7 protein-coding genes are annotated in these 17,227 nt (G+C 60.1%); 4 read left to right on the forward strand and 3 right to left on the reverse strand.

Annotated elements, in window-relative coordinates:
• Positions 1 to 2,017 precede the first annotated feature (2,017 nt).
• Positions 2,018 to 5,074 carry a TonB-dependent receptor gene (locus ACQ4WP_RS22010; protein ID WP_436524384.1) on the forward strand — a complete coding sequence of 1,019 codons (3,057 nt, stop codon included), beginning with the start codon at positions 2,018 to 2,020 and terminating at the stop codon, positions 5,072 to 5,074.
• Between the two features lie 134 nt (positions 5,075 to 5,208).
• On the opposite strand, the gene ACQ4WP_RS22015 is transcribed toward ACQ4WP_RS22010, so the two are convergent.
• Positions 5,209 to 5,934 (reverse strand): 16S rRNA (uracil(1498)-N(3))-methyltransferase, encoded by a 726-nt coding sequence (locus tag ACQ4WP_RS22015; RefSeq protein WP_436524386.1) that lies wholly within the window; start codon positions 5,932 to 5,934, stop codon positions 5,209 to 5,211.
• 187 nt (positions 5,935 to 6,121) lie between these two features.
• On the opposite strand from ACQ4WP_RS22015, the gene tkt reads away from it, so the two are divergent.
• A complete protein-coding gene (tkt, locus tag ACQ4WP_RS22020) occupies positions 6,122 to 8,119 on the forward strand; it encodes a transketolase (protein WP_436524388.1) in 1,998 nt (665 codons plus the stop codon).
• A gap of 76 nt (positions 8,120 to 8,195) precedes the next feature.
• Positions 8,196 to 9,206 (forward strand): type I glyceraldehyde-3-phosphate dehydrogenase, encoded by a 1,011-nt coding sequence (gene gap / locus ACQ4WP_RS22025; protein WP_436524390.1) that lies wholly within the window; start codon positions 8,196 to 8,198, stop codon positions 9,204 to 9,206.
• A gap of 54 nt (positions 9,207 to 9,260) precedes the next feature.
• Here gap and ACQ4WP_RS22030 read toward each other — a convergent pair whose 3' ends face one another.
• A complete protein-coding gene (locus ACQ4WP_RS22030; RefSeq protein WP_436524392.1) occupies positions 9,261 to 10,025 on the reverse strand; it encodes a YoaK family protein in 765 nt (254 codons plus the stop codon).
• A gap of 13 nt (positions 10,026 to 10,038) precedes the next feature.
• A complete protein-coding gene (gene glnE, locus ACQ4WP_RS22035; protein ID WP_436524394.1) occupies positions 10,039 to 12,792 on the reverse strand; it encodes a bifunctional [glutamate--ammonia ligase]-adenylyl-L-tyrosine phosphorylase/[glutamate--ammonia-ligase] adenylyltransferase in 2,754 nt (917 codons plus the stop codon).
• A gap of 261 nt (positions 12,793 to 13,053) precedes the next feature.
• On the opposite strand from glnE, the gene ACQ4WP_RS22040 reads away from it, so the two are divergent.
• Positions 13,054 to 17,223, forward strand: coding sequence for a YhdP family protein (locus ACQ4WP_RS22040; RefSeq protein ID WP_436524396.1), 4,170 nt, complete (start codon positions 13,054 to 13,056; stop codon positions 17,221 to 17,223).
• Positions 17,224 to 17,227: the final 4 nt, after the last annotated feature.

A 17,227-nucleotide genomic window follows, 5' to 3' on the forward strand; every position in this document is an offset into this window, starting at 1 on the left:
CAGCGGCGCCACTCGCGCCTCGGCAATGTTCCGCCCGCGTTGTTTGCTGAAAAATTCAGCAAACAACCACAGGCGGCTTGAAACAAGAGTGTCCGCTATTGACAGTACACCTCATAGCGCTGCAGGCTATGTGCATGACCATGACCATGACCATGACCATGACCATGACCATGCCGGTGCAAGTGTTTCGAGTGGCCGGCGGGACAGTGCAAGCATACTTGCGCAGCGCTTTCAAGCAGCACCACGGTCGCGTCTTGTGGCACGTTGCCACGCAGCAGAGGCCGAGGCAGATTCCTGGAATGTCTCTACTTACCGGTGATAGAGCATATATCTGCTGTCGCCGCCAGACACCGGCGAAGATCGCCGGCGCTGCTGGTATGCAAGACGCACGGCCGCATGGGCAGGGACACGGCATACGACGCTTCCGCTTCAGGGCACCTCCTGTGCGTGCAACGCATGTTCAGGCTGTGCAGGTGCCCTGATGAGGACGCGCATCGGCATGCTGCTCAGCACGGCGTAGGAGCAGTGGTAGCCTATGATCTGCTTGTTGAACGTAGAAAGCGCCCCCCGCGCAGGACCGTGATCGCTTGCTTGGCCGGGAGGGGGCGAATTTGCCCATTGCTCCTCGTGTTCGAGGGGCGTCTGATTTCGGCGGGTCGCAAGATGCTGTGCCGTCTTGAAAATTGCCGCGTTGCGTATCCAGCGGAGAGCCAGGTAGGCCGCGCTAGGGATGCTATTTACCCGTAGCCTGACGCAGGTTCCAATCGTAACGGCACCCTATTGCAGCGCACCATACCGGTGCGCTGGCTCGTCGCTTCGCAGGCTGGATCGCACAGGCAATGTGGCCGGGTGAACTGGTCGACAATTGTCGAAGTCAGGCTGTCTTGCCAATTTTCAAATATCGCTCGTTCGTATGCTAAATATGTTTCACAGCATGGCATTTTATCCATGGCGATTCGCTTGCTTATTAGCCAACCTAAGGGATAGATAAGAAATTGAGAATAGAGATGTATAGGCAATTGCTAAATTTTTCTATTGAGTTGAATGGACAAGATGGTATTGCAGAGACTTCTGTAGGGTGGCCAAGGCTCTAGGCCGTCAGGAGGATGACGTCGAGGTGGGGCAGGACGGCGTCTGCTGACGCTGTCATCTCCGCCAGCATGCCCGGATGGCGCGGCATGATATTACCAGCCATAAAATATATATTTGTCGAATTATGCTGCTCTATAACTGGCGCACTGTATCAGTGCGGAGTTTTTTGATGATTGCCGCAGTCATATTGCCGGATTATTCTTGTTATTTTCCGGACTGGATATTTTTGATGTCGCCGCGTTTATTTTTTTCTGAAATAGGCAGGGGTAAGTGTTTATATTTTATATTCGTTTTTTGATGATGAATATAAAACTTTTTCACCATGTCTTTTTCTTTGATGGCGATTCTTAATAACATCCATTCAAGAGTAGTATTTTTTCAAAATGCAATTATTCAATGTAATTGAAAATTCTATCCTTCGGCAATTTAATTTCATAAAACGTTGTTAATTTGCAACATTTTGCCTGACTTGGCAAGGATGTAAAAATGCCATTTCAAGGGCTACGTGCGCCGCAGTATGCCCTTGGCTTGCCACGTCATACCTGCAAGGCTTACGCCATAATGCATGGTCTCAAAGTACATTTTTCACATATTGTTATTCTCTTTTTTTGCACTGCATCAAAATGGTGCATTGCTGCACCATTTTTGCTGGGTTGTTCAATATTTTTAGTTTATTTAAATTGTTGTTTGTTTGCATCATATTTCCCCTCTGTGTTGACAGTGAACAATCGCCTATGGTTTTATGTATCGCTTAGGCAAGTAGGTTTTTCCTGTTTTGTCTGAAGCCTGTCCTATCAGTGGCGGGGGAGTGTCAAGTCATCAAAAACTAAAACCGGAAATAGAAACGTATTAAACATGATTTAGTGCTTAAACTTACCAAGCAACTCTACCAGAGACGCTTAATCTAATAATTAGAGGAAACCACATGTTGAGAAAAACTGTTTTAGTACGTGCCCTGGCGCTGGCCTTCAGTGCCGGCGCCATGTCCACCATGGTCGTAGCGCCTGTCATGGCACAGTCGAATGCATCCGGTACGATTTACGGTACGGTTGATGCGCCTGCTGGCACGACCGTGTCGCTGCAAAATCTGGACACAGGGCTGAAGCGTACCGTTACGGTAGAGGCCAATGGTCGCTACACGGTCACGGCATTGCCTATCGGTCACTACAAAGTTGAGTTGATTCGCGACGGCAAGGTTGTCGAATCGAAGGAAACGGATGTTGTGATTGGCCAGGGTGTGGATGCATCCTTCGGTTCCAAAGTGCAGGCCGTGCAAGTGACTGGCCGCCGTAACCGTATCGATGTCTCGAATACCAATAATGGTGCAATCTTTACGGCGAAGGAACTGGATAAGTTGCCAGTTGCCACGAACTTGAGTTCGATCATTTTGCTTGCGCCGAACACCACGCGAGCTGATTCCGCTTACGGCGGTACGAGTATCGGCGGCGGCGGCGCATCGGAAAATGCGTTCTATGTCAACGGTTTCCCCGTCACCAACCCGCTGACTCAGCTCGGCTCGTCGGAATTGCCGTTTGGTGCGATTGCTCAAGCGCAAGTGCTGACCGGTGGTTTCGGTGCGGAATTCGGTCGCTCTATCGGTGGCGTGCTCAACGTCACGACCAAGAGCGGTACCAACAATTGGGAATTTGGCGCAACAGCTGCCATTACGCCAAACTCGATGCGTTCGGATTCCAAGAATATCTACTACCCAAACACGGGTGTGAATCCGGATACGGATGGCAAGCTGCATTTCCGCCGTGACACCAGCCAGAGCACGCAGAACTACTACGGTGCGTACGTGGGTGGCCCGATCGTGGAAGATAAACTGTTCATGTTTGTCGCCGTGGATCAAACCGCGACCAAGACCGGCATCGCCAACAGCACCGCCAGCACCACCTTGGGGCGCGATGGCTGGGCCGACCGCCGTGTCGAGCAAACCCGTTATCTGGCCAAATTTGACTGGAATATCACCGATAACCATCGCCTGGAATGGACTTCGATCGGCGATACCACCAAAGACCGCCAGCGTGCGTATGGTTTGAACACCGATACGTTCAAGTCGAATGGCGTCAAGTACTCGGAGCAGAACGACAAGAACGGCGGCGGCAACGGCGCCGAGTCGAATGCGCTGAAGTACACGGGCCAATTCACCGACGACTTGGTCTTCACGACCTTGTACGGTATCTCCAAGGCACCGCGCAGCACCACGTACGAAGACTATGACGTGAACGGCATCTTGCGTTCGGTCACTTCCACCGTGGCTGGCCGTGTACCTGAGCTTGACGCGCAAAATTTGTACCGCAACTACCAAAAATATTCGGGTGCGACCGGCAACATCACCAAGCCTGGTAGCGATAAGGTGAAATCCTTCCGTGCCGACTTGGAATACAAGCTGGGTAGCCATACCCTGCGCGTCGGTGTCGATCACAATGAAATCGATTCTGTTAACGCTGGTCAGTTCCGTGCTGGTGGCGGTTCGTGGAGCTATCGTACGGTAGGTGCTGCAAATGCTAATAAACCGGTCAACCTGTCGGGTGGTCGTCCTGCTGTCGTCGGTGATTTCGGTGGTTACGGCACGCGCGGTTACTACGCGCGCCTGTCGGACTTCTCCAGCGTGACCGATGCTTCGGCAACTCAATCGGCGCAGTACATCGAGGACCGCTATCAAGTTACCAAGAACTTGCTGATTACGGCTGGTTTGCGTAATGAGCAATACACCAACAAAAACGGCGACGGCGAGAAGTTCATCGATGTGAAAAACCAGATCGCTCCGCGTCTGGCCGCATCGTGGGACGTCTTTGGCGACGCATCGATGAAGGTGTTTGGTAGCGCAGGTCGTTATCACCTGCAATTGCCTACCCAGGTAGCTGCACGTGCCGCCAGCCGTTCGACCTTGATTACGCAAGACTTTACCTATACCGGTATCGACGCTCAAGGCCAGCCTACGGGCCTGGTTGCCATCAATACCCCGGTATCGCCTGACAATGAATACGGCCAACGTAAGGACGTGCGCAGTGTCGTTGTCAAAGATCTCAAGCCTAACTACCAGGATGAAATCACGCTGGGTTTTGAAAAGGCCTACAACCCTAGCCTGAACTTCGGCGCCAAGGCGACTTACCGTAAACTGGGCGCTGGTATCGATGATAGCTGCGATACCCGTCCGCTGCGCGCCTATGCCGCCAAAAACGGCATTCCTGTTGCGGCTACGGATATTCCTTGCTTCATCTTCAATCCGGGCGAAGATGCAACGGTATGGCTGAATGGTTCCGATGGCAGCGGCCGCTATGTGCACCTGTCCAAAGAAGAACTGGGTTTCCCGAAAGTGAAACGTACGTACGCCGCTCTGGACGTGTTTGCCGAACATCCATTCCGCAATGGCTGGTATGGCAAGATCAACTACACGTGGTCGCGTAGCTACGGCAACATGGAAGGTCAAACCCGTTCCGATACCGGTCAAACCGACGTTGGTACCTCGGCTGGTTGGGACTTCCCTGAGTTCACTCCGGATTCGATGGGCTTGCTGCCTAATGATCGTCGTCATCAGTTGAAAGCATTCGGCTACTACGAGTTCACTAACGAATGGTCTGTTGGCGCCAATCTGTTGATCCAATCGGGTCGTCCGAAAACTTGCTTGGGCACCAACCCGGTTGCCGATGCTGGCGAAGACAATCCATTCGGCGGTCCTGGCTACGGCGCAGAGTACTACTTCTGCGGCGGCAAACCGACCCCACGTGGCAGCCTTGGCCGTATGCCATACGAGAAGCGCCTGGACATGAACGTGGCCTACAAGCCGTCGATACTGAAAGGTGTCGAGTTCAAAGTTGACGTGTTCAACGTGACCAACTCGCAAACGGCAACGGCTCGTCAAGAAACCTACGATGACGGCACCGGCACCGGCACTCTGGCTAACTACGACGAATACCGTACCCTGCAAGCAGCACGCACGGTCAAATTGTCGGTCGAGTACAACCACAAGTTCTGATGCAAACCGACAGCCTGAGTTGACTTTTTGGTTGGCTCGGCTGTCCGGCTAGCGCACCGCGCAAGTGGTTCGCTGGAGAAAAAACACCCCGCAAGTGGCGACACTTGCGGGGTGTTGTTATTTGGGGGCAGAGTTTACATCCCGCCCCACAAAGCACTCAGCGTGGCCAGCGCCGTCAGGCCGGCCGTTTCCGTGCGCAGGATGCGCGGCCCCATAGCCAGGCCGATGGCGCCAGCCGCGATGGCGGCTTTTTCTTCCGCCTCGGTAAACCCGCCTTCCGGCCCCACCATCACGGTGATGGCTTGCGGTGGCTGGTGGCGGGCCCAGTCGGCCAGCGACTGTTCCGCCCGCGGCGTCAAAATGATGCGTTTATGCAAATCTTGCTGGCCGCTCCAGCTATTGAAGTCTTGCAATGGCGCCAGTTGGGCCAGGCGGTTGCGCCCGCATTGTTCCGAGGCGGACACGATGATGCCTTGCCAATGCGCGAGTTTTTTCTCGGCCCGCTCGGTCGATAAGCGCACGACGCAGCGCTGCGCCGCCAGCGGCACGATGCCGGCCGCGCCCAGTTCGATGGCTTTTTCGATGATCCAGTCCATTTTGGACGCTTCCGGCAGCGCTTGCGCCAGGGTCACGGCATACGGCAGTTCCGCTTCGCGCGCCACGTGCGCCTGTATTTCAGCCGTCACGCTGCGCTTGGCGACCGCCACCAGGCTCGCTTGCACTTCGCCGCCCTCGCCATTGAACAGAGTGATGACGTCGCCCGGCGCCAGGCGCACGACCTGGATATGGTGGGCGACAGCCTCCGGCAGGGAAACGGTGGCGCCGGCGACGAGCGGCTGGGGGCAGAAAAAACGCGGCATGCAAATCCTCAACGGGGGGTAAGTGGGGTGGAAAGACGTCAAAGTATAGCCATTTGGCGGGCCAGTACGCCGCAATTCTAATTTGCAGCCCCCCAGTCTGGTAAAATAGTTGACTACAGAAAGCAGCCGGCTTCCCTGTCCGCGCTGTTGCAAACGAATCCCAAACTCGCGACTGACCCACACCATCATGACAACTACGCTCCCGACTACCAAAATGGCCAATGCGATCCGCGCACTGGCAATGGACGCTGTACAAAAGGCCAATTCCGGCCATCCAGGCATGCCGATGGGCATGGCCGAGATCGCAGTTGCCCTGTGGAGTGGTCACTATCGCCACAATCCAGCGAATCCAAAATGGCAGAATCGCGACCGTTTCCTGTTGTCGAACGGCCACGGCTCGATGCTGCACTACGCGCTGCTGCACCTGACGGGCTACGACCTGTCGATGGATGACATCAAGGCCTTCCGCCAGATGCATTCGAAAACCCCGGGCCACCCGGAAGTCGATGTCACGCCAGGCGTGGAAACGACCACCGGACCGCTGGGCCAGGGCATCGCCAACGCCGTCGGCATGGCCCTGTCGGAGCAATTGCTGGCCGCTGAATTCAACAAGCCAGGTTACGACATTGTCAATCACTACACCTATGCTTTCCTGGGCGACGGTTGCCTGATGGAAGGTATCTCGCATGAAGTCTGCGCGCTGGCCGGCACCCTGGGCTTGAACAAGCTGATCGCCCTGTACGACGACAACGGCATCTCCATCGACGGCAAAGTCGAAGGCTGGTTCACGGACGACACCCCGGCCCGCTTCGAAGCGTACGGCTGGAACGTCATCCGCGCTGTCGACGGTCATGACGTTGCCGCCGTGGCTGCCGCCATCGCCGCCGCCAAGACCGCGTCGAAGCCAACCTTGATCTGCTGCAAGACCATCATCGGCAAGGGTTCGCCGAACCTGCAAGGCGGCGACAAGGTCCACGGCGCCGCGCTGGGCGACAAGGAAATCGCCGCCGTGCGTGAATACATCGGCTGGGATGCCGCACCGTTCGAAATGCCGGCCGATGTGTACGCAGCCTGGGATGCCAAGAAACAAGGTGCCCTGCTGGAAGCGGACTGGAACGAGCGTTTTGGCGCCTACAGCCGCGAATTCCCGCAGCAAGCCGCGGAACTGACCCGCCGCATGCAGGGCGAGCTGCCGCAGGCATTCGAAGCGGCCCTGAGCGCCGCCATCGCTTCCTGCGTGGAAAAGAAAGAAAACATCGCCACCCGCAAAGCCAGCCAGAACGCCATCCAGGCGCTGGCCTCGTCCTTGCCGGAATTCTTGGGCGGCTCGGCCGACCTGACCGGTTCGAACCTGACCAACTGGAAAGAGTGCGTGGCCGTGCGTTCGGGCCAGCCTGGCAACCATATCAACTACGGCGTGCGCGAATTCGGCATGAGCGCCATCATGAACGGTATCACCTTGCACGGCGGCTACATCCCGTTTGGCGCCACGTTCCTGACGTTCTCCGACTACAGCCGCAATGCGCTGCGCATGGCTGCCCTGATGAAACTGCGTTCGATCTTCGTGTTCACCCACGATTCGATCGGCCTGGGCGAAGACGGCCCGACGCACCAATCGGTCGAGCACGTCTCGTCGATGCGTCTGATCCCGAACCTGGACAACTGGCGTCCATGCGACACCGTCGAGTCGGCTGCTGCCTGGGGCGCCGCCGTGCGCCGCAAGGATGGCCCGTCGACCCTGATCTTCTCGCGCCAGAACTTGCCGTACCAGGAGCGTAGCGCCGAACAGATCGAGAACATCTACCGCGGCGGCTATGTGCTGAACGACGTGGCCGACGCCAAGGCGATCCTGATCGCTACCGGTTCCGAAGTGGAACTGGCTGTCGCCGCCGCCAGCGCGCTGGCGGCCGAAGGCATCAATGTGCGCGTGGTGTCGATGCCGTCGACCGACGTGTATGATCGCCAGGACGCCGCCTACAAGGCCGGCGTGCTGACGAAGGGCGTGCCACGCGTGGCCATCGAAGCGGGCGTGACCAGCTTCTGGTACAAATACGTGGGCCTGGAAGGCGCCGTGGTCGGTATCGACACGTTCGGCGAATCGGCGCCTGCCGGCGTGCTGTTCAAGCACTTCGGCTTCACGGTCGAGAACGTCGTGGCCAAGGTCAAGGCTGTCATCGCCGGCTAATATTGATTTTTAACAGCCCTGGCGATGTGTTCGCCTGGGCTGTGCATGTACCTTCTTTTTTAATCAGGAGCAGAGTATGACGATCAAAGTTGCAATCAATGGCTACGGCCGCATCGGCCGTAATGTGTTGCGCGCTTTCTACGAAGGCGGCAAGAAACAGGATATCCAGATCGTTGCCATCAACGACCTCGGTGATGCCAAATCGAACGCCCACCTGACCCGTTACGACACCGCGCACGGCAAGTTCCCGGGCACGGTTACTGTCGAAGGCGACAACATGATCGTCAATGGCGATCCGATCCGCGTGTTTGCACAACGCAACCCGGCGGAAATCCCATGGGGCGAGCTGGGTGTGGACGTCGTGCTGGAATGCACGGGCTTCTTCACCACCAAAGAGAAAGCTTCGGCGCACTTGAAGGGCGGCGCGAAAAAAGTCATCATCTCGGCACCAGGCGGCAAGGACGTCGATGCGACCGTCGTGTTTGGCGTCAACCACTCCGTGCTGAAATCGACCGACACCGTCATCTCGAACGCATCGTGCACCACCAACTGCCTGGCACCGCTGGTCAAGCCACTCAACGACGCCATCGGCATCGAAACGGGCCTGATGACCACCGTGCATGCCTACACCAACGACCAGGTGCTGTCCGACGTGATGCATGAAGACCTGCGCCGCGCCCGTTCGGCCACCATGAGCATGATCCCGACCAAGACGGGCGCTGCTGCCGCCGTGGGCCTGGTCCTGCCTGAGCTGAATGGCAAGCTGGACGGTTTCGCCATCCGCGTGCCGACCATCAACGTTTCGCTGGTCGACCTGACCTTCATCGCCAAGCGCGATACCACCGTGGAAGAAGTCAACGCGCTGATGAAGTCCGCGTCGGAAGGCGCCCTGGAAGGCATCCTGACGTACCAGACCGAACCGCTGGTGTCGATCGACTTCAACCACAACCCGGCTTCGTCGAACTTCGATTCGACCCTGACCAAGGTATCGGGCCGTTTGGTGAAAGTATCGTCGTGGTATGACAACGAGTGGGGTTTCTCGAACCGCATGCTCGACACCACCGTCGCACTGATGGGTGCCAAGTAATTCCTGGCTGCCATATGAAAAACGCCCTCCGGGGCGTTTTTTTCGTCCGTATGCTTAAAAGCGGCGCCGGTAGAAGCGCCACAGCACGCGCAAGTCGCGCAGCACGGGCACGCCGGACAGCAGGGTCAGCACGCCGGCGAGGATGATGGTGGCGGCAGGAAAGCCGATGTGTTTGAAGGCCAGGGCGCCGCTGACGCCGCCGATGAAGAAGCAGGCGATCAGCAGGCTGTGCGTTCTCAGCTTGCCGCGGTTGACCTTGACCATCCGGTCCGGCAATTTCCTCCGGTTGTAATACGCCATCTTGCCCAGTTCGATGCCGATGTCGGTGGACAGGCCCGTGACGTGCGTGGTGCGGATGACGGCGCCCGAAATCTTGGTGATGATGGCGTTTTGCAAGCCCATGACAAAGCACAGTAGCAAGATGGTGACGGGGCCCAGCACGTCGGGCATGGCCGCCAGGTAATTGCCCGTCAGGCCGAACAGCAATAAAAGGGCCGCTTCCAGCAGCAGGCTGGCGGCAAACTGGCTGTGCAGCCGGCGCCGCTTGCCCCAGTTCACCATGATGGCGGTCACGGCTGCGCCGCTGACAAAGGCCAGCCACGCGCCCAGCGCCGCCAGGGCCAGCGTGATATTGCCCAGCGCCAAGTCATCCGCCATGCCGGAGACGATGCCCGTCATGTGCGAGGTATAGCCGCCGATGGCGAGAAAGCCGCCCGCATTCACGGCGCCTGCCACCAGCGCCAGCACACAGCCCAGCTGCAGGTTGGCTTGCGTATCGCGCGCGGATCCGCTCAGGCGGGACAGGTAATGGAGCGGCATGCCCGGGCCGGCCTCAGGCGCTGACGCCGAAGGTGGCTTGCCACAGGCGCATGACGTTACCCGCATGCACGCGCACGCGCTCCGGTTCCACGCGGGCCAGGTCTTGCCCTTGCAAGCGCAACTGGTGCTGGAGCTTGCGCAGCGCGCGGTAGGCGTTGGCGACCAGGGCGGCCAGTTGCGCGTCGATCAGCCCCAGTTCGCCGCACAGGCGCAGCAGGGCGATATTGCCCGAGTTGGCCGTCAGCTGCGGATACTGCGCCGCATGCTGCAGCACCAGGTATTGCACCATGAATTCGATGTCGATCATGCCGCCCGGATCTTGTTTCAAATCAAAGCTGCCGGGGCGGGGCGGATGCGCATCGAGCATCTTCTTGCGCATGGCCACCACTTCGCCCTTGAGTGGACCGTTTTCCGGGCGTTCCTTGCGCAAGATCGTGTCGCGGATGCGCTCGAAATGCTTGCCGATGGCGACGTCGCCGGCGCAAAAGCGCGCGCGCGTGAGCGCCTGGTGCTCCCACACCCAGGCTGCGCTGCCCTGGTAGCGCTCGAACGCTTGCACGCTGGAGACCAGCATGCCCGAGGCGCCGTCGGGTCGCAGGGCGATGTCGATATCGAACAGGATGCCGGCCGAGGTGTGCGAGGTCATCCAGGTAATGAAGCGCTGCGCCAGCTTGGCGTACAGGCCGGGTGCTTCCTGGTCGTCGTCGTCGAACAGGAAGATGACGTCCAGGTCCGAGACATAGCCCAGTTCCTTGCCGCCCAGCTTACCATACGCGATGACGGCGAACTTCGGCACTTCGCGGTGGCGCGCCGGCAAGGTTTGCCAGACGGCTTGCACGGTGGCGGCGACGATGATGTCGGCCAGCTGCGACAGGTAGTCGGCCAGCTTTTCCACGCTCAGGTCGCCGGCCAGGTCTTGCGCCAGGCACTGGAACAGCTGCGCATGGTGTGTTTCGCGCAAGATATCCATCTGTCGCTCCGTGTCGCCGGGGGCATCGTCGAGCTGGCGCTGCAGGTCGAGCGCCAGCGCGGCCGGGTCGGGCACCGTATTGCGGATGCGCTCATCCAGCAGTTCGTCGAGCAGGATAGGGTGTTGCGTGAGGAAGGTGGCGGCCCAGCCGCTGGCGCACACCATGCGCACGACGCGCTCGAGCGTATGCGGATATTCCGTCAGCAGCGACAGATAGGCCGAGCGGCGCGCAATGGCTTCCAGGAAATCGAGCAGCCGGCCCAGGGTGGCCAGCTGGCTGGCGTTGCCGTTGGAAACGGAGCAATCGGTGATCAGGGGCAGGGCGGAATTGACGAGGGCCACGAGGCGCGTGCGGCTTGCCTCGGGCAAGGATTGCAAACGCGGCGCCTGCCACGTGGCCAGCAAACGGCGTGCGCAGGCGGCCGGCTCATGGAAACCCAGGGCCGCAAAGCGCGCCTCGATGGCTTCCTGCTGGTCCGAGGCGGCGCAGTCGTTGGACGTCTGCGGATCGATGCCCGTGTCGGCCGGCGGCGTGCCACTGCTCTTGTCGCTGAACATTTCGTCGAACTGCCCGGCGACAAATACGCGGTGCGCTTCCAGCTGGGCCAGCAGGGTGGGCGTGTCAGGCAAGCCCATCATTTGCGCCACGGTCAGGCGGTCGGCCTCGTTGGCGGGCAGGGTGTGGGTTTGCGCATCGTCCAGGTATTGCAGCCGGTGTTCCAGGTTACGCAGGAAAGTGTAGGAACCCAGCAACTGTTCCACGATGGCCGGTTCCAGCAAGCCCTTGTCTGCCACCGTGCGCAAGGTGGCGCGCGTGGAACGCTCGCGCAGCTCGGCGTCGCGCCCGCCGCGTATCAATTGAAACACTTGCGCCAGGAACTCGATTTCGCGGATGCCACCGCGGCCCAGCTTGACGTTGTTGCTGCGATCTGGGTGCAGCCGCTCCTGGCGGTTGACCTCGGCGCGGATCTGGCCGTGCATGGTGCGGATGGCATCGATGACGCCGAAATCGAGGTAGCGGCGGAAGACGAAGGGGCGCACGATGGCGTCGAGCGCAGCGATGTCTTCCGGCTTGCCCGTCACGGCACGCGCCTTGACCCAGGCATAGCGCTCCCATTCGCGGCCCTGCACGATCAGGTATTGCTCCACCATGCCCAGGCTGGCGGCCAGCGGGCCCGAGTTGCCGTTCGGACGCAGTGCCATGTCCACGCGGAAAGTAAAACCGTCTTGCGTGATCTCGGCCAGGGCGGCGATCAGTTTCTTGCCCATGCGAATGAAAAACTCGTGGTTGGACAGGCTGCGCTGGCCCGGTGCGGTGACTTGCGTGTCGCCATCTTCCGGGTAAACAAAGATCAGGTCGATATCCGACGAGACGTTCAGCTCGCCGCCGCCCTGCTTGCCCATCGCCAGCACCATCAAGGCCTGTTCCTGGCCCGACTCTTCGCCGACGGGCATGCCATGCAGGGCCACCATCTCGGCCATGATGGCGTCCACATGCGTGCGGATGGCGAAATCGGCAAAGCCCGTCATGGCCGTGACGACTTCGTTCAAGTCGGCCTGGCCGCCAAGATCGCGCTCGATCAGGCCGCAGACCAGCAGGTTGCGCAGGCGGCGCATGGCCCGCTCGGGCGGCAGTGGCGGCGTGGCGGCGTTCGATTGGTCGGCCAGCGCGGCGGCAAAATCGAGCCCGTCCAGCGGCGCGCGCACCAGTTGCGCTACCTGCGCGGCGCGCTCGGGGGCGGCACCCAGCCAGCGCTGGTAGAAACGGGAGGCGGAGATCAAAGGCTGTGTGCTCATGGTGTCGGTAAGGCTCTCGTGGATGCTGCTTGCATGGTTCTTGTTTAACTTGGCTGTGAACGGCGGGGGATGCGGTAAAATTGTGCCGCTGGCGCGAATGCCGCCGGCAGTGCGTACTCTTCCGGACGATGGTAAGGGAGGCTTTGCTCAGAAGCAAGCGCAAGGATGCAGGTGCGCACCACGAATGCAGACGATTTTTGCCATTATTTGACGCCGGGCCAGTTTATTAGCTTATTGATGCAAAAACCGCCAGAAGCAAGCGTGACAGAACATGTGCCATTGGCCCTGCGCTGGCAGCGGCTGCGTGCCGCCTATCGCATGGCCAACCTGGCCACCCATCATGTACTGGGTTTTACCATCAAACTGGTGCTGCTGGCGTATTTCGCCTTCGCCGTGCTGTTTTTATTCCTGCGTTACGCCATCTTGCCGAATATCGATTACTACAAAGGCGATATCGAGCGGGCGGCCAGCCGCGCGCTGGGCAACCCTGTCAGTATCGCGCGCATTTATGCCTCGTGGCATGGCGTGCGGCCGAATCTCTTCCTCGGCGACGTGAGCCTGCGCGACCAGGCGGGCCGCCAGGCGCTGAGCCTGCCGAGCGTTTCGGCCACCGTGTCGTGGTGGAGCGTGCTCGGTGCCGTGCGCTTCGATACCCTGGAAATCACGCGGCCCGACCTGGACGTGCGGCGCAGCAAGGATGGCAAGCTGTATGTGGCCGGGGTATTGATCGACAGCACCCGGGGCAGCGATGGCAAGGGTGCCGACTGGCTGCTGTCGCAGCATGACATCATCATTCGCGACGGCAAGGTGCGCTGGACGGATGAAGCGCGCGGTACCCAAGAATTGGCTTTGTCCCAGGTCAACTTGCTGCTGCGCAATCGCTGGCGCAGCCACCGGCTGGGTTTGCAGGCTACGCCGCCCGCCAGCCTGGCCGCGCCCATCGATGTGCGTGCTCACTTCACGCATCCCCCTTTCAGTCAGCGCATCTCGGACGTGTCGATGTGGAAGGGCGAGCTGTACGCGGACCTGAAAAGCGCCGACCTGGCCGCATGGCGCAGCTATCTCGACTACCCGTTTGAATTGAGCCAGGGCAAGGGCGCCCTGCGTGCCTGGTTGAGCCTGGATCATGCACGCCTGGCCGGCTTCACGGCCGATGTGGGCTTGACGGAGGTGCAGGCGCAACTGGGCGAGCATATCGCCCCGCTCGACCTGCTGTCGGTCCGCGGGCGCATTTCGGCAAAAGAAGAGCTGTCGGCGCAGGTGCCGGACGGCAAGCCCACCTTTGGCGCGAATGGGCACCAGGTGGAGTTGACGAACTTCGCAGTGGAAACACGCGATGGCCTCAGCCTGCCGCCGACGACCCTGTCCGAACGCTTTGTTGCCGCCACCAAGCGCAAGCCGGCGCGTACGGAAATCACGGCCAAGTCCCTCGATTTGCACACCCTGGCCGCGCTGGCCGACAAGCTGCCGCTGGGTGAGCAGCAGCGCCAGCGCCTCGACGCCCTGGCGCCGCGCGGCCGTTTACAGGATTTTTCAGCGCATTGGGAAGGCGCAATGGCCACGCCCGCCAGCTACCGTTTGCGCGGCAAGCTCATCGATCTGGGCCTGAATGCGCAGCCGGCGCGCCTGGCCGTGGCGAAGACAGCGACCAGCCCCGCGCAGGCGGCTGCGCCGGCCATTCCCGGCTTCGACCGCTTGACTGGCAGCATCGACGCCAATGACAAGGGCGGTAGCATCACCATCGATGCGCAAGACCTGGTACTGCAGTTCCCCACGTACCTGAGCGAACCGGCCATGCCGTTTGAACAATTCGCCATGCAGGCGCGCTGGACCTTCGAAGCGGCCAATATGCTGCAAGTCGAACTGGACAAGCTCGATTTCAATCAGCAAGGCTTGCGTGTCGCCTTGCAAGGCACGCACAGCATGCCGCTCGACGGCAAGAACCTGGGCCAGGTGGATTTGACGGGCACGATCGACAATTTCCAGATTAACAACATCGGTCGCTATCTGCCGCTACAAACGCCCGAGCATCTGCGCCACTGGCTGACGGGCGCGCTGGAAGGCGGCGTGGCGCGCGATGTCAGCCTGCGCCTGCGCGGCGAACTCGAGCATTTCCCGTTCAAGGCCGACACCCCCGCCCAGCGCAGCCGCGGCGACTTCCGTGTGGCCGGCAAGATCGAGAATGGCACCCTGAACTATGCGCCCGGCGAATTTGCGGAAAACGGCCCCCAGGCGGGCAAGGCGCCCCTGTGGCCGCAGGCGGAGAAAATCAAGGGCAGCTTTGTCTTTGAGCGGGCGCGCATGGAAATTCGCGGCGACACGGCCACCACGGGCGGCGTGGCCTTGACGAATGTCAAAGCCGTGATCCCCGACCTGACCGTCTTCGACACCTTGCTCGATATCGATGGCAATGCGGCCGGCCCCATGCAGGAATTCCTCAAGTACGTGACGGCCAGCCCCGTGCTGGGCTGGATCGAGCATTTCACGGATGAAACCACGGCGACGGGCAACGCCAAGCTGGCATTGAAGCTGCACTTGCCGATCGAGCGCATGCTGGAGTCGACCGTGCAGGGCAGTTTGCAGCTGGCGGGCAACGACGTGGTGCTGTTCCACGACATGCCGCCCGTGCTGGGCACGCAGGGCAAGATCGAATTCAACGAGAAGGGCGTCAACCTGAATGGCTTGAACGGCAGCCTGCTGGGCGGGCCGCTGGCCATCTCGGGCGGCACGCAGCCGGACAGTTCCATTCAGGTGAAAATCGCCGGCAACATGACCATCGATGGCTTGCGCAAGACGTATCCGGCGCCCGTGCTACAGCGCCTGGCGAAACATTTGAACGGCGGCGCGCGCTACAGCGGCCTGATCACGGCGCGCGACCACCAGGTGGTGGTCAATGTCGAGTCGCCGCTGACGGGCCTGGGCCTGGATTTTCCCGCCCCGCTGAAAAAGTCGGCCGGCGACAGTCTGCCCGTGAAATTCACCCTGACGGGCAACGCGGCCACTGCGGCCGGCTTGCGCACGGACGATATCCGCATCGCGCTGGGTTCTGGCATCGCCGCGCGCTACCAGCGCCAGAAGCAGGGCAAGGACGCCTGGCGCCTGGTGCGCGGCGGCATCGGCGTGAACGTGCCGGCGCCGGAACCGGATAGCGGCATGATGCTCAACGTGAATATGAAAACGCTGGACGTGGATAGCTGGATCGCCGTCGGCAGCGAAATCGCCGGCAGCGCCACGGCCCCAGCCGATGCGGGCGGCAACGCCGACGATGCACCCGATATTGCGCAATATGTGGTGCCAGACATGATGGCGGCCCGTGCCAGCGAACTGATGCTGGGCGAGCGCAAGCTGGAAAACGTGGTGGTGGGCGCCACGCATCAAAAGGATGTGTGGCAAGCCAATATTGACGCGAAACAAGTGTCGGGCTATGTGACGTGGCTGGAAACGCCGTCCGGCCTGGGCAAGATGACGGCGCGCCTGTCGTCGCTGATCATTCCGGAGTCGGCCGCCAACGATGTGAAGAATTTGCTGGAAGGCAAGAGCGGCGCCCAGTCGATTCCCTCGCTCGATATCATCGCCGAGCAATTTGAGCTGTTCAACAAGAAGATCGGCCGGCTGGAGTTGCAGGCATATAACACCATGGCGGCGGGCGGGCGCGAGTGGCGCGTGGGCAAGTTGCAACTGTCGAATCCCGATGGCGCGCTGAGCGGCAATGGCAAATGGGTCATCAAGGATGGGCAAAGCACGACCAGCCTGCGTTTTGGCCTCGATATCGTCGATGCGGGAAAATTGCTCGACCGCTTCGGCTTTGCCGACACGGTGCGTCGCGGCAAGGGGCGCCTGAGCGGCGACATCGCCTGGAATGGTTTGCCGTATTCGCTCGACATTCCCACCCTGTCGGGGCAGATCGAGATGAACGTGGAGTCGGGCCAGTTCCTCAAGCAGGATCCGGGCGCCGCCAAGCTGTTGGGCGTGCTCAGCCTGCAAGCCTTGCCCCGTTTGCTGAAGCTCGATTTCCACGATGTGTTTTCCGAAGGGCTGGCCTTCGACGGCATCACGGCCAACGCCAGCATCAAGCGCGGCGTGGTGAACACCGACAACCTCAAGATGCACGGCGTGGCGGCCACCGTACTGATGGATGGCACGGCCGATATCGCCAACGAAACGACGAATTTGCATGTGGTGGTGATCCCGGAATTTAACCTGGGCACGGGGCCGCTCGTGTATGCGCTGGCCGTCAATCCCGTCATCGGCCTGGGCAGTTTCCTGGCGCAATTGTTCCTGCGCGCCCCCGTGATGAAGGCGCTCACCTACCACATGCAGATCGCCGGCCCGTGGAAATCGCCCGTCGTGAGCAAGCTCGATGGTGGTAAATTGGAACCTGTCGCCGTTCCCGCCCCAGCAGCGGCGGCGCAGGATGCTGTCGCTAAATAAGTGC

Origin of the sequence: Janthinobacterium lyxosi (genome assembly GCF_051380665.1) — a bacterium.
GTDB lineage: Bacteria > Pseudomonadota > Gammaproteobacteria > Burkholderiales > Burkholderiaceae_D > Janthinobacterium.

Coding starts and splice junctions, on each gene's coding strand:
- ACQ4WP_RS22010 (WP_436524384.1), top strand. CDS start 2,018: ATGTTGAGAAAAACTGTTTTAGTACGTGCCCTGGCGCTGGCCTTCAGT.
- ACQ4WP_RS22015 (WP_436524386.1), bottom strand. CDS start 5,934: ATGCCGCGTTTTTTCTGCCCCCAGCCGCTCGTCGCCGGCGCCACCGTT.
- tkt (WP_436524388.1), top strand. CDS start 6,122: ATGACAACTACGCTCCCGACTACCAAAATGGCCAATGCGATCCGCGCA.
- gap (WP_436524390.1), top strand. CDS start 8,196: ATGACGATCAAAGTTGCAATCAATGGCTACGGCCGCATCGGCCGTAAT.
- ACQ4WP_RS22030 (WP_436524392.1), bottom strand. CDS start 10,025: ATGCCGCTCCATTACCTGTCCCGCCTGAGCGGATCCGCGCGCGATACG.
- glnE (WP_436524394.1), bottom strand. CDS start 12,792: ATGAGCACACAGCCTTTGATCTCCGCCTCCCGTTTCTACCAGCGCTGG.